The sequence below is a fragment of the Flavobacterium sp. 1355 genome (assembly GCF_017833415.1).
Taxonomy (GTDB): domain Bacteria; phylum Bacteroidota; class Bacteroidia; order Flavobacteriales; family Flavobacteriaceae; genus Flavobacterium.
Genome location: NZ_JAFICC010000009.1, coordinates 184693 through 200365, shown reverse-complemented (window position 1 = coordinate 200365; position 15673 = coordinate 184693). Strand labels below are relative to the sequence as shown.

7 protein-coding genes and 1 tRNA gene are annotated in these 15673 nt (G+C 37.6%); 6 read left to right on the top strand and 2 right to left on the bottom strand.

The window, feature by feature from the left end; all coding sequences use genetic code 11:
• Window positions 1-125: 125 nt before the first annotated feature.
• From JOD96_RS13425 to JOD96_RS13400, 6 genes are all read left to right on the top strand, one after another.
• Window positions 126-2882: an alpha-L-rhamnosidase gene (locus tag JOD96_RS13425; protein WP_209564748.1), complete on the top strand. Its 2757-nt coding sequence runs from the start codon at window positions 126-128 to the stop codon at window positions 2880-2882.
• 137 nt (window positions 2883-3019) lie between these two features.
• Window positions 3020-4165: a sialidase family protein gene (locus tag JOD96_RS13420; protein ID WP_209564747.1), complete on the top strand. Its 1146-nt coding sequence runs from the start codon at window positions 3020-3022 to the stop codon at window positions 4163-4165.
• Window positions 4166-4323: 158 nt separating this feature from the next.
• Window positions 4324-5217 (top strand): sugar phosphate isomerase/epimerase family protein, encoded by an 894-nt coding sequence (locus JOD96_RS13415; RefSeq protein WP_209564746.1) that lies wholly within the window; start codon window positions 4324-4326, stop codon window positions 5215-5217.
• Window positions 5218-5443: 226 nt separating this feature from the next.
• Entirely contained in the window at window positions 5444-8173 is a 2730-nt protein-coding gene (locus JOD96_RS13410; RefSeq protein ID WP_209564745.1) for a glycoside hydrolase family 20 zincin-like fold domain-containing protein, read from the top strand.
• Between the two features lie 275 nt (window positions 8174-8448).
• Window positions 8449-11970, top strand: coding sequence for a malectin domain-containing carbohydrate-binding protein (locus JOD96_RS13405; RefSeq protein ID WP_209564744.1), 3522 nt, complete (start codon window positions 8449-8451; stop codon window positions 11968-11970).
• Between the two features lie 199 nt (window positions 11971-12169).
• A complete protein-coding gene (locus JOD96_RS13400; RefSeq protein ID WP_209564743.1) occupies window positions 12170-14596 on the top strand; it encodes a sugar-binding domain-containing protein in 2427 nt (808 codons plus the stop codon).
• A gap of 58 nt (window positions 14597-14654) precedes the next feature.
• On the opposite strand, the gene JOD96_RS13395 is transcribed toward JOD96_RS13400, so the two are convergent.
• Together JOD96_RS13395 and JOD96_RS13390 are read right to left on the bottom strand one after the other, a co-directional pair.
• The gene (locus JOD96_RS13395; RefSeq protein WP_209564742.1) at window positions 14655-15242 is read right to left on the bottom strand and encodes an archaemetzincin; all 588 of its coding nucleotides are present in this window, start codon (window positions 15240-15242) and stop codon (window positions 14655-14657) included.
• A gap of 212 nt (window positions 15243-15454) precedes the next feature.
• Window positions 15455-15532: transfer RNA gene (locus JOD96_RS13390), tRNA-Val, on the bottom strand.
• Window positions 15533-15673: the final 141 nt, after the last annotated feature.

The window sequence follows — 15673 nt, the reverse complement described above, 5'->3', positions numbered from 1 at the left end:
GAACACACTTGGGGATTCGACAAAGATTGTCGACAATCCATGCGGAGTTTATAGTGTGGCCCTTTTCCCGAAGCCTCGGGATCAGGATGACAAAAAAGGGAATAATATTAGCTTAAATTAATACTATGAAAAAGTTTTTTTTACATCTAACCATAATCATTTCGCTTTTTACAATTTCGGCGCAAGCCCAAAATAAAATCAGCGTTACAGATTTAAAATGTGAAATGCTGACCAATCCGGAAGGAATTGACGTTTTGCAGCCGAGATTAAGCTGGAAAATAAAAGCAAACATAAACGATGTAAAACAAACTCATTACCAAATTTTGGCTTCTTCATCTTTAGAAAAACTAAATGCAGGAAATGGAGATTTATGGGACAGCGGAAAAGTGCAAAGTGATGAATCTGTTAATGTAATTTATAACGGTAAAAAACTAAAAGACCGACAAGATGTTTACTGGAAAGTAATTGTTTCTACGAATAAAGGCGAAGTTAAATCAACAGAAAATGCACATTTCAGCATCGGGCTCCTCACCTATGCCGACTGGAAATCAACCCGATGGATTGGCTACGAAAAAGCTTCTCCGGGAGATAGTATTTCGCAGTATTCGAGATTGTCAGCCAGATATTTACGAAAAGAAATCGATCTTAAGAAAAAAGTTAAGAGCGCCAAAGTCTACATCATGGGTATGGGCTTGTATGAGTTGTACATTAACGGAAATAAAATTGGCGATCAGGTTTTGGCTCCCGTTCCTACAGATTATACCAAGAATGTAAAATACAATGTTTTTGATGTGACTTCGCAATTTCAGGAAGGCAAAAATGTGTTGGGAACAATTTTGGGAAATGGCCGTTTTTTTACCATGCGTCAGGATTATAAACCGTATAAAATCAAAACTTTTGGGTATCCGAAAATGGCTTTGCAATTGTTTGTAGAATACACAGATGGAAGTAAAGATGTAATTCGCACAGATGATAGCTGGAAAATTAAGACAGACGGTCCTATTTTATCCAACAATGAATACGACGGAGAAGAATATGACGCCCGCAAAGAAATGAAAGGGTGGAATACCACGAATTTTGATGATAAAAAATGGCTTTCGGCAGAATATGTGCAGGAACCAGGCGGATTTTACGAAGGTCAGATGTCAGCTAATATGAAAATAAAAGGCGAGGTAAAACCTATTTCGATCACAAAAACTCCAAAGGGAACTTATATTTTGGATATGGGTCAGAATATGGTAGGCTGGTTACAATTAAAAGTGAAAGGAAATGCTGGCGATAAAATCACGATGAAATTTGCAGAGTCATTACAAAAAGATGGTTCATTGTACATTGCCAATTTGCGTGATGCAAAAACAACTGATATTTATACTTTAAAAGGCGAAGGCGAAGAAGTTTGGGAACCAAGATTTATTTTTCACGGTTTCAGGTTTGTTGAAATTTCAGGTTTTAAAACAAAACCAGGTTTAGAAAATTTTGTTGGTAAAATCGTTTACGATGACATTGCCACAACTGGAACTTTCGATTCTTCTAATCCGACTATGAATCAGATTTTTAAAAATGCATGGTGGGGAATCAGCGGTAATTATAAAGGAATGCCAATTGATTGTCCGCAGCGAAATGAGCGTCAGCCGTGGTTGGGAGATAGAACGACCGGAGCTTATGGCGAAAGTTTTTTATTTGATAATCAGACTTTGTACGCCAAATGGCTGGATGATATTAAGAACGCACAAACTATAGATGGCGGAATCCCGGATGTTGCGCCTGCCTTCTGGCGTTATTATGGGGATAATGTAACCTGGCCGGGAACGTATATTACGGTTGCAGATATGCTCTATCATCAATTTGGAGATAAAAAAGTTATTGAAAAACAATATCCGTCTATGAAAAAATGGATGGATTATATGGAAGAAAATTATCTGGTCGATGATATTATGACCAAAGATAAATACGGTGATTGGTGTGTTCCGCCAGAATCATTAGAATTAATCCGTTCTAAAGATCCGGCTCGTTTAACGGATGGTGAATTGATTTCGAGTGCCTTTTTCTATCAGCTTCTAAACATTATGAAGAAGTTTGCCGTGATCGCACATGCTGAAAAAGATATTGCACATTATGATGATTTGACCTCAAGAATTAAAAAAGCATTTAACGATAAATATTTTAATACGGCAAAAAATAATTACGCCAATAATACGGTAACGGCTAATTTACTGCCTTTGACCTTCGGAATGGTTCCGGCAGAACTGCAGCAGAAAGTTTTTGAAAATTTAGTTCATGAAGTAGAAGTGACTAAAAATGGCCATGTAAGCACAGGAGTAATTGGAACGCAGTTTTTAATGCGAACGCTGACTAATTTTGGTCGGGGCGATCTGGCTTTCAAATTAGCATCCAACAAAACCTATCCGAGTTGGGGTTATATGGTCGAAAATGGCGCAACTACAATTTGGGAACTTTGGAACGGGAACACGGCCGATCCTGCTATGAATTCTCAAAATCACGTGATGCTTTTGGGCGATTTACTAATTTGGTATTATGAAAATATGGCCGGAATAAAAAGCAATCCTGAAACTCCGGGTTTCAAACAAATCATTATGAAACCAGATTTTAATGCGGGTTTAACTTATGTAAACGCTTCATATGAATCCATTTGCGGAACCATTAAAAGCGACTGGAAGAAGTCTAAAAGCAAACTTGACTGGAAAATTACGATTCCTGCAAACAGCTCTGCGTTGGTTTATCTGCCTGCTTCTGAGGCTTCTGCTGTTACCATAGACAATCAAAAATTAGACAAAGCTTTTTCAACTTCTTACAAATTAGAGCACAATTATCTGGTTTTAAATTTGTCATCCGGTTCTTATTCTATTTCTGTAAAGCGTTAATTTTAGACAATTCGGGACAGTACAGGATACATCTTTAATTTTTTAGTGTCATTTTTACATTTATTAAATAATTTTGTGCGAAAAATTATTAGGAATGTATTTATAATCAAAAATTTTAATTCATAATAAAATTAAGAATGAAGATAGCAAAATTGATATTTGTCTTGTTTGGACTGTTCCTTTTAGGAAGTTGTAAATCGGCTTTAGAAAAAAAGACCTGGAAAGAAGGTATTTTAGTAGATGAATTTATTTATGATAAAGCACCTTATCCGTCTTGCCATGCAGTTACAATTGTCGAAACAACAAATGGCGATTTAGTTTCATCCTGGTTTGGAGGAACAAAAGAAAGACACCCTGATGTTTGTATTTATGTAAGCATCAAACCAAAAGGAAGTGATAAATGGGGTGAAGGCGTTAAAGTAGCCGACGGCGTTATGCCGGAAGGCCCAAGACTACCAACATGGAATCCGGTTTTGTATCAAATTCCGGGTGGTGATTTAATGCTTTTCTACAAAATAGGACCAAAACCATCAGAATGGTGGGGCGTAATCAGAACTTCATCTGATGGAGGAAAAACCTGGTCTGAGGCAAAAAAAATGCCGGATGGTTTTTTAGGGCCAATCAAAAATAAACCGGTTTTATTAAGCAACGGAACTTTATTATGTCCGTCAAGTATTGAAGGTGACGGCTGGAGACTGCGCATGGAATCGACTCCTGATTTTGGCAAAACCTGGGTAATGGGCGATACGCTTCCGAGAGGAAAACAAAAAATCAATGCCATCCAGCCCAGTATATTATTCCACAAAGACGGCAGTATTCAGGCCATTGGCAGAACCAGAAATAGAGCTATTTTCAGCACTTTTTCAAAAGACAACGGAAAAACGTGGTCTGATGTAGAATTGATCGGACTTCCAAACAACAATTCAGGAACAGATGCCGTAACCCTTAAAAACGGAAAACATTTATTAGTGTACAATCACGTTTTGCCTCCCGGAAAAGAAGCAAAAGGCCCAAGAACGCCTTTGAATGTTTCTGTTTCTGATGACGGAATTAACTGGAAAGCCGCTTTGGTTTTAGAAGATTCAAAAATCAGCCAATATTCTTATCCGTCTATGATTCAGAGTTCTGACGGAATGGTGCATATTGTTTATACCTGGAGAAGAGAAAAACTGAAATACGTAAAAGTCGATCCAAGCAAACTAAAAGCATTTCCTATCAAAAACGGAATCTGGCCTGGTGATGAAAATAAAGTTGTAACGGCTGTTAAGGCTGAAGAGGAATAAGATTTAAAAAATTTAACCATTAAGATATTAAGTTTATTAAGCAGCACAGTTGAAAAAAAATAACCATTAAGATAAGCTTAATTTTCTTAGATCATAAAGTTTATTAAGCATTGCTACGCTTAACTTCCTTAATATCTTAATGGTAAAAACTAATATTTATGAATTTAGCTCATTTCAAGAAAAGCAATATTATCGCAATCTTAGCAGTTTTATCCTGTTCATTCAACAGTTGTGCAACGGCTCAGGCATCAAAAAACGAACAACAGTATAAAGTGGCAGTTTGCGACTGGATGATTTTAAAAAGACAAAAATTAGGTGCTTTCGGTTTAGCGGCAGAAATTAAAGCTGACGGAATCGAACTGGACATGGGAGGATTAGGAAATCGCCCAACTTTTGAAAGTAAATTGGGAGATCCCGTAGAACGACAAAAATTCCTCGATAAATCGAAAGAAACAGGAGTTGGAATCAGCTCCATTGCGATGTCCGGATTTTATGCGCAGTCTTTTGCCAAAAGAGAAATTACCCCAATGATCGACGACTGCATCAAAACGATGAAAGATATGAACGTAAAAGTGGCATACCTTCCGTTAGGAACTCAAAGTGATTTGATTAAATATCCCGAATTGCGTCCGGAAGTAATCAGGAGATTAAAATGGGCAGGAGAACAAGTTGGTAAAATTGATGGCGTTATTGCAATTGAAACTTCATTAAGCGCGAAAGAAGAGAAAAAGCTGTTGGAAGAAGTGGGTTCAAAATATATCAAAAGTTCTTTCAACTTTGCGAATGCAGTAGATAACGGCAGAGATATTGTATCAGAATTAAAAATCTTAGGCAAGAAACATTTAGCTCAGATTCACGCTTCAAATACCGATAAAGTCTGGCTGGAAAATGATACAGCGATTGACATGCCAAAAATAAAACAAACGCTGGATGAAATGAAATGGAGTGGCTGGCTTATTGTAGAGCGTTCTCGCGATGTTACGCAAGTACACAATGTAAGAGCCAATTACGGCGCTAACGTGGCCTATTTGAAAAAGATTTTTCAGAATTAATTATTTATAGCCACAGATTAAAGGATTAAAAAGATTTTTTTTATCTGTGAAAATCTTTTAATCTGTGGCAAAAAAGCATCTCATTTTTGTCATCCCGAGGAACGAGGGATCACACTCGGACTCGACAAAGATTGGTGATTTTCTGTGAGGAGTTTCTAATGTGATTTCTCCTTCGTCGAAATGACAAACCAGATCGATAAGACTCCAAGAATAAAAACACAATACAATGAAATATTTAAGCTTACTTTTTTTAGGTTTCTGCGTCTCTTTCGCGACAGCGCAAAATGTCACAATTGTTAGTGATGCCAATGCGCCAAGAGCAAAATTTGGAGCCGAAAAACTATCCGAAACATTATCTGCCAAAGGATTCAAAATCAATACTTCCAATAAAATCACAAAATCAAAAGATCAGGTAATTGTTATTGGAGAAAAAGGAACTGATTTTTGGAAACAAAATGCAAAAAACGCCAAAATCGACGATAGCAAACTGACAAAAAAAGAAGGTTTTCAAATTCGCAGTCAAAAAAATATCATTTACATTGAAGGAACAGATGCAACCGGAGCGCTATATGGCGCAATGGAATTAGCAGACCGAATTAAAGATTCTGGAAAACTTCCATCAGAAATCAATATCGAAGACAGTCCCGAAATGGTTTTAAGAGGCGCTTGTATTGGCGTTCAAAAACCAGTTTATCTTCCGGGAAGAGATGTTTACGAATATCCGTACACGCCGGAAACTTTTCCTTGGTTTTACGATAAAAAGCTTTGGATTAAGTATTTGGATATGCTGGTAGAAAACAGAATGAATTCCTTGTATTTATGGAACGGGCATCCTTTTGCATCTTTGGTAAAATTAAAAGACTATCCGTTTGCGCTTGAAGTAAGCGAAGCCGATTTTAAAAAGAATGAGGAAATCTACAAATTCCTAACCGAAGAAGCCAACAAAAGAGGTATCTGGGTCATTCAGATGTTTTATAATATCATTGTTTCCAAACCTTTTGCAGAACATTATAATATAAAAACGCAGGATCGTTCGCGACCAATTACACCAGAAATTGCCGATTATACCAAAAAATCAATTACAGCATTTATCGAAAAATATCCAAATGTCGGATTATTAGTTTGCCTTGGCGAAGCCATAAATACGATTGATGACGATGTCGAATGGTTTACCAAAACCATTATTCCCGGCGTTCAGGACGGATTAAAAACACTGGGAATCAAAGAAGAACCGCCAATCATTTTGCGCGCTCACGATACAGATGCACCTTTGGTTATGGAAAAATCACTCCCTTTGTATAAAAATCTGTACACGATGCATAAGTATAATGGCGAATCATTAACGACATACACTCCGGGCGGACCTTGGGGAGAAATTCATAAAAAATTAAGCTCGTTAAATTCCGTGCATATTTCTAATGTACACATTTTGGCCAATTTAGAGCCTTTTAGATATGGCTCACCAGAGTTTATCCAAAAAACAGTTCAGGCGATGCACAGCGCCCACGGAGCCAACGCATTGCATTTATATCCGCAAGCGTCCTATTGGGACTGGCCTTATACAGCCGATAAAACCAAAACCGGAGAACGATTACTCGAAATGGATCGCGACTGGATTTGGTACAAAGCATGGGCGAGATATGCCTGGGACAGTAAAAGAGACAAAAACGAAGAAATTAAGTTTTGGGATAAAGATCTGGCGGCTAAATACGGAACCGATTTAGAAGCTGCAGACAATATCAAAAAAGCATACGACGAATCTGGAGAAATTGCGCCAAAAACCTTAAGACGTTTCGGAATCACAGAAGGAAACCGCCAAACGTTATTGCTAGGAATGTTCGAAAGCCAATTGGTCAATCCGGCAAAATGGCGTGTGTATCCCGGATTTCACGAATCGTGCGGACCAGCGGGAGAACTGCTTTTAGAATATGCTAAAAAAGAATGGAATAAGCAGCCACATTCAGGTGAGCTTCCAACCCAGATTATTGCCGAAATCACAGAACACGGACGATTGGCTGTTGAAGCAATCGACAAAGCCGAAAAAAGCGTAACCAAAGACAAAGAAGAATTTCTGCGTCTAAAAAACGACATTCATGCTTATAAAGCTTTTGCCGATTTCTTTTCAGAAAAAGTAAAAGCTGCTATATTGGTATTACGATATAGTTATTCTAACGATATTACCGATCTGGACAAAGCAATGCCTCATCTGGAGAAAAGCATCGAGCATTACGAGTTATTGGTAAATTTAACCAAAGATAGTTATCTCTATGCCAACAGTATGCAAACCGCACAACGCCGAATCCCGATTGGAGGCGACGACGGAAACAACAAAACCTGGGCAGAATTGTTACCACATTACGAACGTGAATTAGCCAATTTTAAAAGAAATTTAGATTTGCTAAAAGCATCAAAAGATGGTAAAATCGAAACCAAAGAAGGAAAACCATGGCAACCCGTTGATGTAACATTACTAAGCGAAAGCAAAGGAACTTACGCCGTAAAAAATGGCACAAAAGTATACGGAACCCCAATTTCAGAATTGATTAAAGTGGCTCCGGAACTGCAAAACTTAAAAGGAATTGCGTTTGAGGAAACAGAACAAAATGAAAAAGGAACGCATCTGAAATTTAAAAATACCAAACCTGTAAAACTGGTTGTTGGTTATTTCAATTCAGATCAAAAGCGATTTTTATTTCCGCCGAGTTTAGAAACAGATGCTGCCGGAAATGCACACGGTCAGGCCGAAGTAATTTTGGCCAGCGCCATGAATTTAAAAGAGTTACCGCGTGTAAATATTCATACCTATACTTTTCAGCCCGGCGAAAATAAGCTAGATTTGGGCAAAGGAAGAGTTTTGATTTTAGGATTCATAGACGCCAATCAAACCGTTACGCCACGCGATGTGGGCTATATCGATGCAGGAGAAAAAGGTGCGATCGACTGGTTATTTTATTAATAATAATAATTTGGGCGTGTTCGCCGCGGCGAATCGGGCTGTACGTTCCCGCTTCCCGATGAAAAATCGGGAGAGCTCCACTGCCATCCCTCACGCGAGCAATACGTTAACCTAGACCAGACAGGTTTTTATCCCGATGCTTCGGGACTGTTAGGTCTGTTTAAAGAATCAATGATTCCTGCAAGGTTTCCAAAACCTTGTAGGTATTCTCTAAAATGATCGTAAAAAATATCAAACCTACAAGGTTTTGGAAACCTTGCAGGAACTTAGGAAATATGAAAAAAATAGTTTTTTTTATTTTTTGTTTTTTTTCAAGCCTTTGCTTTGTTTGGAGTCAAAGCAAAAGTTCAGTCCGTAAAGAAATTTCGCTGAACTCGTCTTGGGAAACCGTAATATTGGATAATCTTCCGCTGAAAGAAGAAGATTTTGTAGAAAATCCAAAAACTGATTCCAATTGGAACAAGGTAAACGTGCCTCACAATTGGGATCAGTATTATGGTTTTAGAAGAACAAAACACGGCAATCTACACGGTACAGCGTGGTACAAAAAGACATTAAAGCTAGAAAAAAAAGACAGTTCAAAACGCTTATTTTTATATTTCGAAGGCGTAAGCTCTTATGCAACAGTTTGGGTAAACGGTAAAAAAGTGGGCGAACACAAAGGTGGAAGAACTACTTTTACAGTAGACATTACAAAAGCAATTCATTTCGATAAAGAAAATACAATTTTAGTTAAAGCTGCGCATCCGTCCTTTATTGCAGATCTTCCGTGGGTTTGTGGCGGCTGCTCAGGCGAGTGGGGCTTTTCTGAAGGTTCTCAGCCCATGGGGATTTTCAGACCGGTTTCGCTGGTCGTAACAAATGATGTTAGAATCGAACCGTTTGGAGTTCATATCTGGAACGACAAATCAGTTTCAAAACAAAAAGCGATTCTTCATACCAACACAGAAATCAAGAACTACGGTACTACAGACCGAAATCTAACGATCGAGAATATACTTTTTGATGCTTCAGGGAAAAAAACTGTTATTATAAAAAGTGACATCAAATATATTTCTGGGCAAACAAAAGAAATAACACAGACACTTCCGGAAATTTTAAATCCAAAATTATGGTCGCCTTCCAATCCGTATTTATACAAACTCGTAACTTCTGTTTATGAAAACGGAAAAATAATCGATCAGTTAACCACGCCTTATGGAATCCGCTGGGTGAGCTGGCCAGTGAGCCGAGACGGGAAAGACAATCGTTTTTTTATCAATGACGAACCTTTATTTATTAACGGAACCTGCGAATACGAACATTTAATTGGAAACAGCCATTCATTTTCAGACGAAATGATTCATTCCAGAATCGAACAAATAAAAGCCGGTGGGTTTAATGCCTTTCGAGAAGCACATCAGCCGCATAATTTGTTATATCAAAAAGAATTAGACGAAAACGGAATCTTGTTTTGGAGTCAGTTTTCAGCACACATTTGGTACGATACTCAGGAATTCAAAGAAAATTTCAAAACCTTATTACGCGAGTGGATTAAAGAACGTAGAAACAGCCCGTCTGTAGTGATGTGGGGTTTGCAGAACGAAAGTACAATTCCGAAGGAATTTGCAGAAGAATGCACCCAGATCATCCGCGAAATGGATCCGTTATCGGCTTCGCAAAGAATTGTAACGACTTGTAACGGCGGAGAAGGAACAGATTGGAATGTGGTTCAAAATTGGTCAGGAACGTACGGCGGTGATCCTCTAAAATATCACTTGGAAATGAGCACGCAATTGCTAAACGGCGAATACGGTGCATGGCGTTCAGCCGATTTGCATACCGAAGGTGAGTTTGACCAGAAAGGAACGTTGAGCGAAAACCGTTTTTCTCAATTAATGGAAATTAAAGTCCGCGAAGCCGAATCGGTAAAAGATAAAATTGCGGGACAATTCAACTGGCTTTTTGCTTCGCATGAAAATCCGGGAAGAGTTCAAAATGGAGAAGGTTTTAGGGATATTGACAAAGTTGGCCCTGTAAATTACAAAGGACTTTTCACCATTTGGGGAGAACCGCTGGATGCGTTTTACATGTACCGCGCCAATTATGTTTCAAACAAAACCAGTCCGATGGTGTATATTGTTTCGCACACCTGGCCTAGCCGTTGGGATTCGGCAGGAATAAAAAACGGAATCGATATTTATTCTAATTGTGATGAAGTAGAATTGTTTAATGATGTCAATAAATCTTCACTTGGAAAACTAAAAAATCCGGGAATCGGAAAGCATTTTCAGTTTAACAATGTCAATGTTCAGTACAACGTTTTGTATGCTGTGGGTTATGTGAATGGAAAAGCGGTTGCCAAAGATTATATTGTTTTGAACACACTTACGAAAGCACCAAATTTAAATGCTTTAACTGCTGACAAAGCCGATATTTTAAAAGAAAAAAAGGGATACAATTATATTTACAGAGTAAACTGCGGTGGTTCTGAAATGACAGACAGTTCAGGAAATACCTGGTTTACCGATACACACAAAAACGGACAACATACCTATGGTTCTTTGTCGTGGACAGATAATTTTGAAAAATTACCGGATTTCTTCGCGAGCCAAAGAACCACTTTTGACCCAATCGACGGTACAAAAGATCCTGAATTGTTTCAGAGTTTTAGATACGGAGTTGACAAATTGCGCTATGAATTTCCTGTAGCAGACGGAGAATATTTAGTAGAATTATATTTCACTGAGCCCTGGTACGGAACAGGAGGCGGAATGGATTGCAAAGGCTGGCGTTTGTTTGATGTTGCCATAAATGAAAATGTAGTTTTAAAAGATTTTGATATCTGGTCAGAAGCCGGACACGATAAAGCGTTGAAAAAAACATTTTTGGTAAAAAGCAAAAACGGAAAAATTGTGATTTCGTTTCCAAATGTAAAAGCGGGACAAGCAATTATATCGGCAATTGCCATTGGTACAAAAAAGAGATTTGAAAAACCTGCAGATCAATCTCCAAAAAACATTCAGAATCTGGTTTTGGATTCTTATGACAAAACAAACCGGGTAGCTTCGTGGCTCGATATTAATTCAAAGCAATTTTCAGATACTGATGTTGTTTTTACCGAATTGCCAGCGGAACTATTTGGTGCCGATTATATACAGTTTTCGGCAAGTTCTAAAAATAAAGGTTCGTTTACAGCAAAAGAAGAATCTACAATTTTTATCTTGGCTGACAGTAAAATCAAAGAATCTGCTTCGTTATCAGATTATAAAAAAATAGAAGAAAAAGCTAAAAATAGTAATCGTACGGAATTTTCTGTTTACACTAAAAAAGTAAAAAAAGGAGAAAATGTTCTTTTTGATAACTCTCAATCGATAAATACAATTGCAATTGTGCCAACGTATGATATGGGCGAAAAAGACGACTCAAGACCAATCGTTATTATCGAAGCAGAAAAAGCTAAAACGACAGGAATTGGAATCGAAAGAGGAAATTTCAAAAAAGCAGATTATATTGAGTTTACCAAAAAGACAACAAACAGCATTGAGTTTGAAGTAAAACCAGGAGTTGCCGGAATTTATTTGATGCGTTTCCGTTTTATGAATAAAAACGAAACGCCATTAAAAGTCAAATTTAAAATGGAAGATGCCTACGGAATTTTAATGCGAAACGACACAATTGAGTTTTTCCCTTCGTCAGAAAAATGGAAAGTTTTAAACACAACTTCTGGCGGTTATATTAATGCCGGAACGTATAAAATTACGCTGGAAGGAGAGGATTTGAAAGGATTGATGTTGGATAATTTTGAGTTTCAATAGGTTTTTTTTTGAGGGGTAAAGGGGCAGAGGTGCAAAGGTTTTTACAGATGCAAGCACAATCTTGTCATCCTGAGGAACGAAGGACCACACTCTGGATTCGACAAAGATTGGCGACATTCTGTACGGAGTTTCTTGTGTGGTCCTTCGTTCCTCAGGATGACAAAGCGAGAGTAAATAGAAAGAATAAAAAATAATTGTAATGATTAAACATAAAACCATTTTACAAAATACCGTAATAGCTTTAGTAATATTGCTTACTACGACAACTTTCGCGCAAGGGAAACAACCCAGAATAATCGAAGACTTCAATAAAAACTGGAGCTTCAAATTAGGCGATTATCCAACGGCAGTTCAATCCAATTTCAATACAGCAGATTGGCGAACATTACAATTGCCTCACGACTGGAGCATTGAAGGCGCTTTTAACAAAGACAATAAAACAAAGCAGGCACAAGGATTTTTGCCGGCAGGAAAAGGCTGGTACCGCAAGGTTTTTACTGTTCCTGCAAATTGGAAAAACAAAACAGTTTCGGTTGAATTTGACGGTGTTTTTAAAAATAGCGAAGTATTCATCAATGGAAAATCTTTAGGAATTCGCCCAAATGGTTATATCTCATTTGGATATGATTTGTCGCAATATTTAAATTTCGGAAAGGAAAATGTTATTGCCGTAAAAGTTGATAATGATGCACAGCCCAATTCCAGATGGTACACAGGTTCCGGAATTTATAGAAATGTACGTTTGGTCGCCACCGAAAAATTGCATGTAGGGAAGTGGGGAACTTTTGTAACGACTCCCGAAGTTTCTGCAGAAAAATCGAAAATACAGGTAGAAGTTACAATTGATAACGATAACGCTGATGCGAAAGAGTTTAAATTGGTTACTTCTATTTTAAATGCGGAAAATAAGGAAGTGGCGAATTTTACTTCAACAGAAAAAATCGGAGCAAAAATTTCAGAAAAAAAGATTCAGGATTTGGCTTTGAATCAGCCGAAATTATGGAGTACAGAAAATCCGTATTTGTATAAAGTAGTTACGAAAGTGTATGAGAAATCGAAATTGGTTGACAACTACGAAACGCCGTTGGGTTTTAGATTTTTTAGTTTTGATGCCGAGAAAGGATTTTCTTTAAACGGAAAACCAACCAAAATATTGGGAGTTTGCCTGCACCATGATAACGGAGCTTTGGGCGCGGTAGAAAATATTCATGCGGTTCGCAGAAAACTGACTTTGCTGAAAGAAATGGGAGCAAACGCCATCAGGATGTCTCATAATCCACATTCGTTGGAAATGATGCAATTGTGCGACGAAATGGGTTTCATCGTTCAGGACGAAGCTTTTGATGTTTGGAAAAAGAAAAAAGTGACGAATGATTACCATAAAGACTGGGATGCATGGCACAAACAGGATCTGGAAGATTTTATCAAAAGAGACCGTAATCATCCATCGGTGATGATGTGGAGTATTGGTAATGAAATTAGAGAGCAATTTGACTCGACAGGAATTGCAATTACCAGGGAATTAGCCAAAATCGTAAAATCTCTCGATACAACCCGTCCTGTGACTTCGGCTTTGACCGAAAATATAATTGAGAAAAATTTTATTTATCAGTCGGGAGCTTTGGATCTTTTGGGCTTCAATTACAAACATGAAGATTATAAAGATTTTCCGGTTCGATTTAAAGGGCAAAAAATATTGGCTTCAGAAAGTGTTTCGGCACTTCAAACGCGTGGACATTACGATTTACCCGACGGAATCAAGGCCTGGCCAACCAAACACGGCGCTCCGTTTGACGGTAATGCCGATTGGACGGTTTCGGCTTATGATCAGGTGAAATCGTATTGGGGTGCAACGCATGAAGAAAACTGGAAAACGATCAAAAAACAGGATTTTATGGCGGGAACTTTTATCTGGACCGGTTTTGATTATATCGGTGAACCAGATCCGTATCCGTATCCGGCAAGAAGTTCTTATTTCGGAATCATCGATTTGGCGGGACTTCCAAAAGATGTGTATTATATGTACCAGAGCGAATGGACGACAAAACCTGTTCTGCACATTTTCCCGCATTGGAACTGGAAAAAAGATCAGGAAGTCGACGTTTGGGCGTATTACAACAATGCCGATGAGGTGGAATTATTCTTAAACGGAAAATCTCTCGGAAAAAAATCAAAACAAAATGATGATCTTCATATTTCATGGCGTGTTAAGTTTGAACCGGGCACTATAAAAGCCATTTCAAGAAAAGATGGAAAAGTTGTTTTAGAAAAAGAAATTCACACCGCTGGCGAAGCTTCTAAAATTGATTTAAAAGCAGATAAAACCACGATCAAAAATGATACTTACGATTTGGTTTATGTAACGGTTTCTATAGTGGACAAAGACGGGAATCTTCTGCCAAATGCAACAGATTTAATTAATTTTGAAGTTTCCGGAGGAGGAAAGCTGGTTGGTGTCGATAATGGTTATCAGGCTAATCTGGACTCTTTTAAAGCGAATTCGTGCAAACTTTTTAATGGCAAATGTATTGCTATTATCCAATCGAATGGAAAGAAAGAAAAAATTCAGTTGAAGGCTTTGACCGGAAGTTTACAAAGTTCAACAATTGAAGTCAAAGTCGAATAATTTATGGTTCGTAAAGACGCAGGGTTTCCCCAGATCGTTTGAAGTCAGATTTGCCATATCATTTTAAGTTCCATTTTTTCGATTTTAAAAAATTAAGGCAGCTTTTACAGAAGTTTTTTTCCTGATCAATCGGATTTCCGCCTTCGGCATCTCTCATTAGGCACGTTTTGGTTTTGCAATGCGATAAGCCTTCGGTATGGCCTAATTCGTGTAAAACAACTTTATAAAATTGCTCTTTTTTATTTTTATCAGACAATCTAAAATCGGAGACAACGCAAGCTCTGCCAGGATGATATCCTAACCCCATAACACCCCAATCCTGGTGATTGTCTTTTGTGGTACTAATGTCTTTGTTAGAAAGCCCTACGATTACAGAATCTTTGCCAATTTCAGATTTTAAATATTTGATAATACTATCAGCGCGAAATCTATTTCGAGGCTTATTATAAGAGCCAGAAGGAAAATCAATTGATTTTCTAAGTACAACGTTTGAATTAATTTTCTTAATTTTTTCTAATACTTCTTGTGCAGCAATAGACTGAAAGTTCCCTAAAGGCTGAAGAACTATTACTTTTGAATTGCCATTTACTTTGGCTTGCTTACAAGACAGAAATGCAAAAAGCAGTATATAAATTAATTTATTCATGGTGAGGAAAGTTTTTTTGCTGGTTCAAAGATGGTATTATAAAAATTCAATTTTCAAATAGTGAAATTATTAATTATATCAGTTTTCCAAAGATTTTCTGGTCATAATTTTCGTGTTGATCCAATATCGTGTTGATCCGTGGAAATGACAAATGCTTTGCGGAAGAAAAATAAAACCATAAAAAAAACTCCTTAATTTCTTAAGGAGTTTCTTGGTGGGCGATGAGGGGTTCGAACCCCCGACCCCCTCGGTGTAAACGAGGTGCTCTGAACCAGCTGAGCTAATCGCCCTATTTTACTAGGTTGCTATCGTTTGTGATTGCGAGTGCAAATATACGCTAGTTTTTGAGTTCTGCAAAGAAAATCAAATAAAAAATAAAACTTTTTTTGAAATAGATTATATCTTGCTGTTTATGAATTTGTTATTAAAAT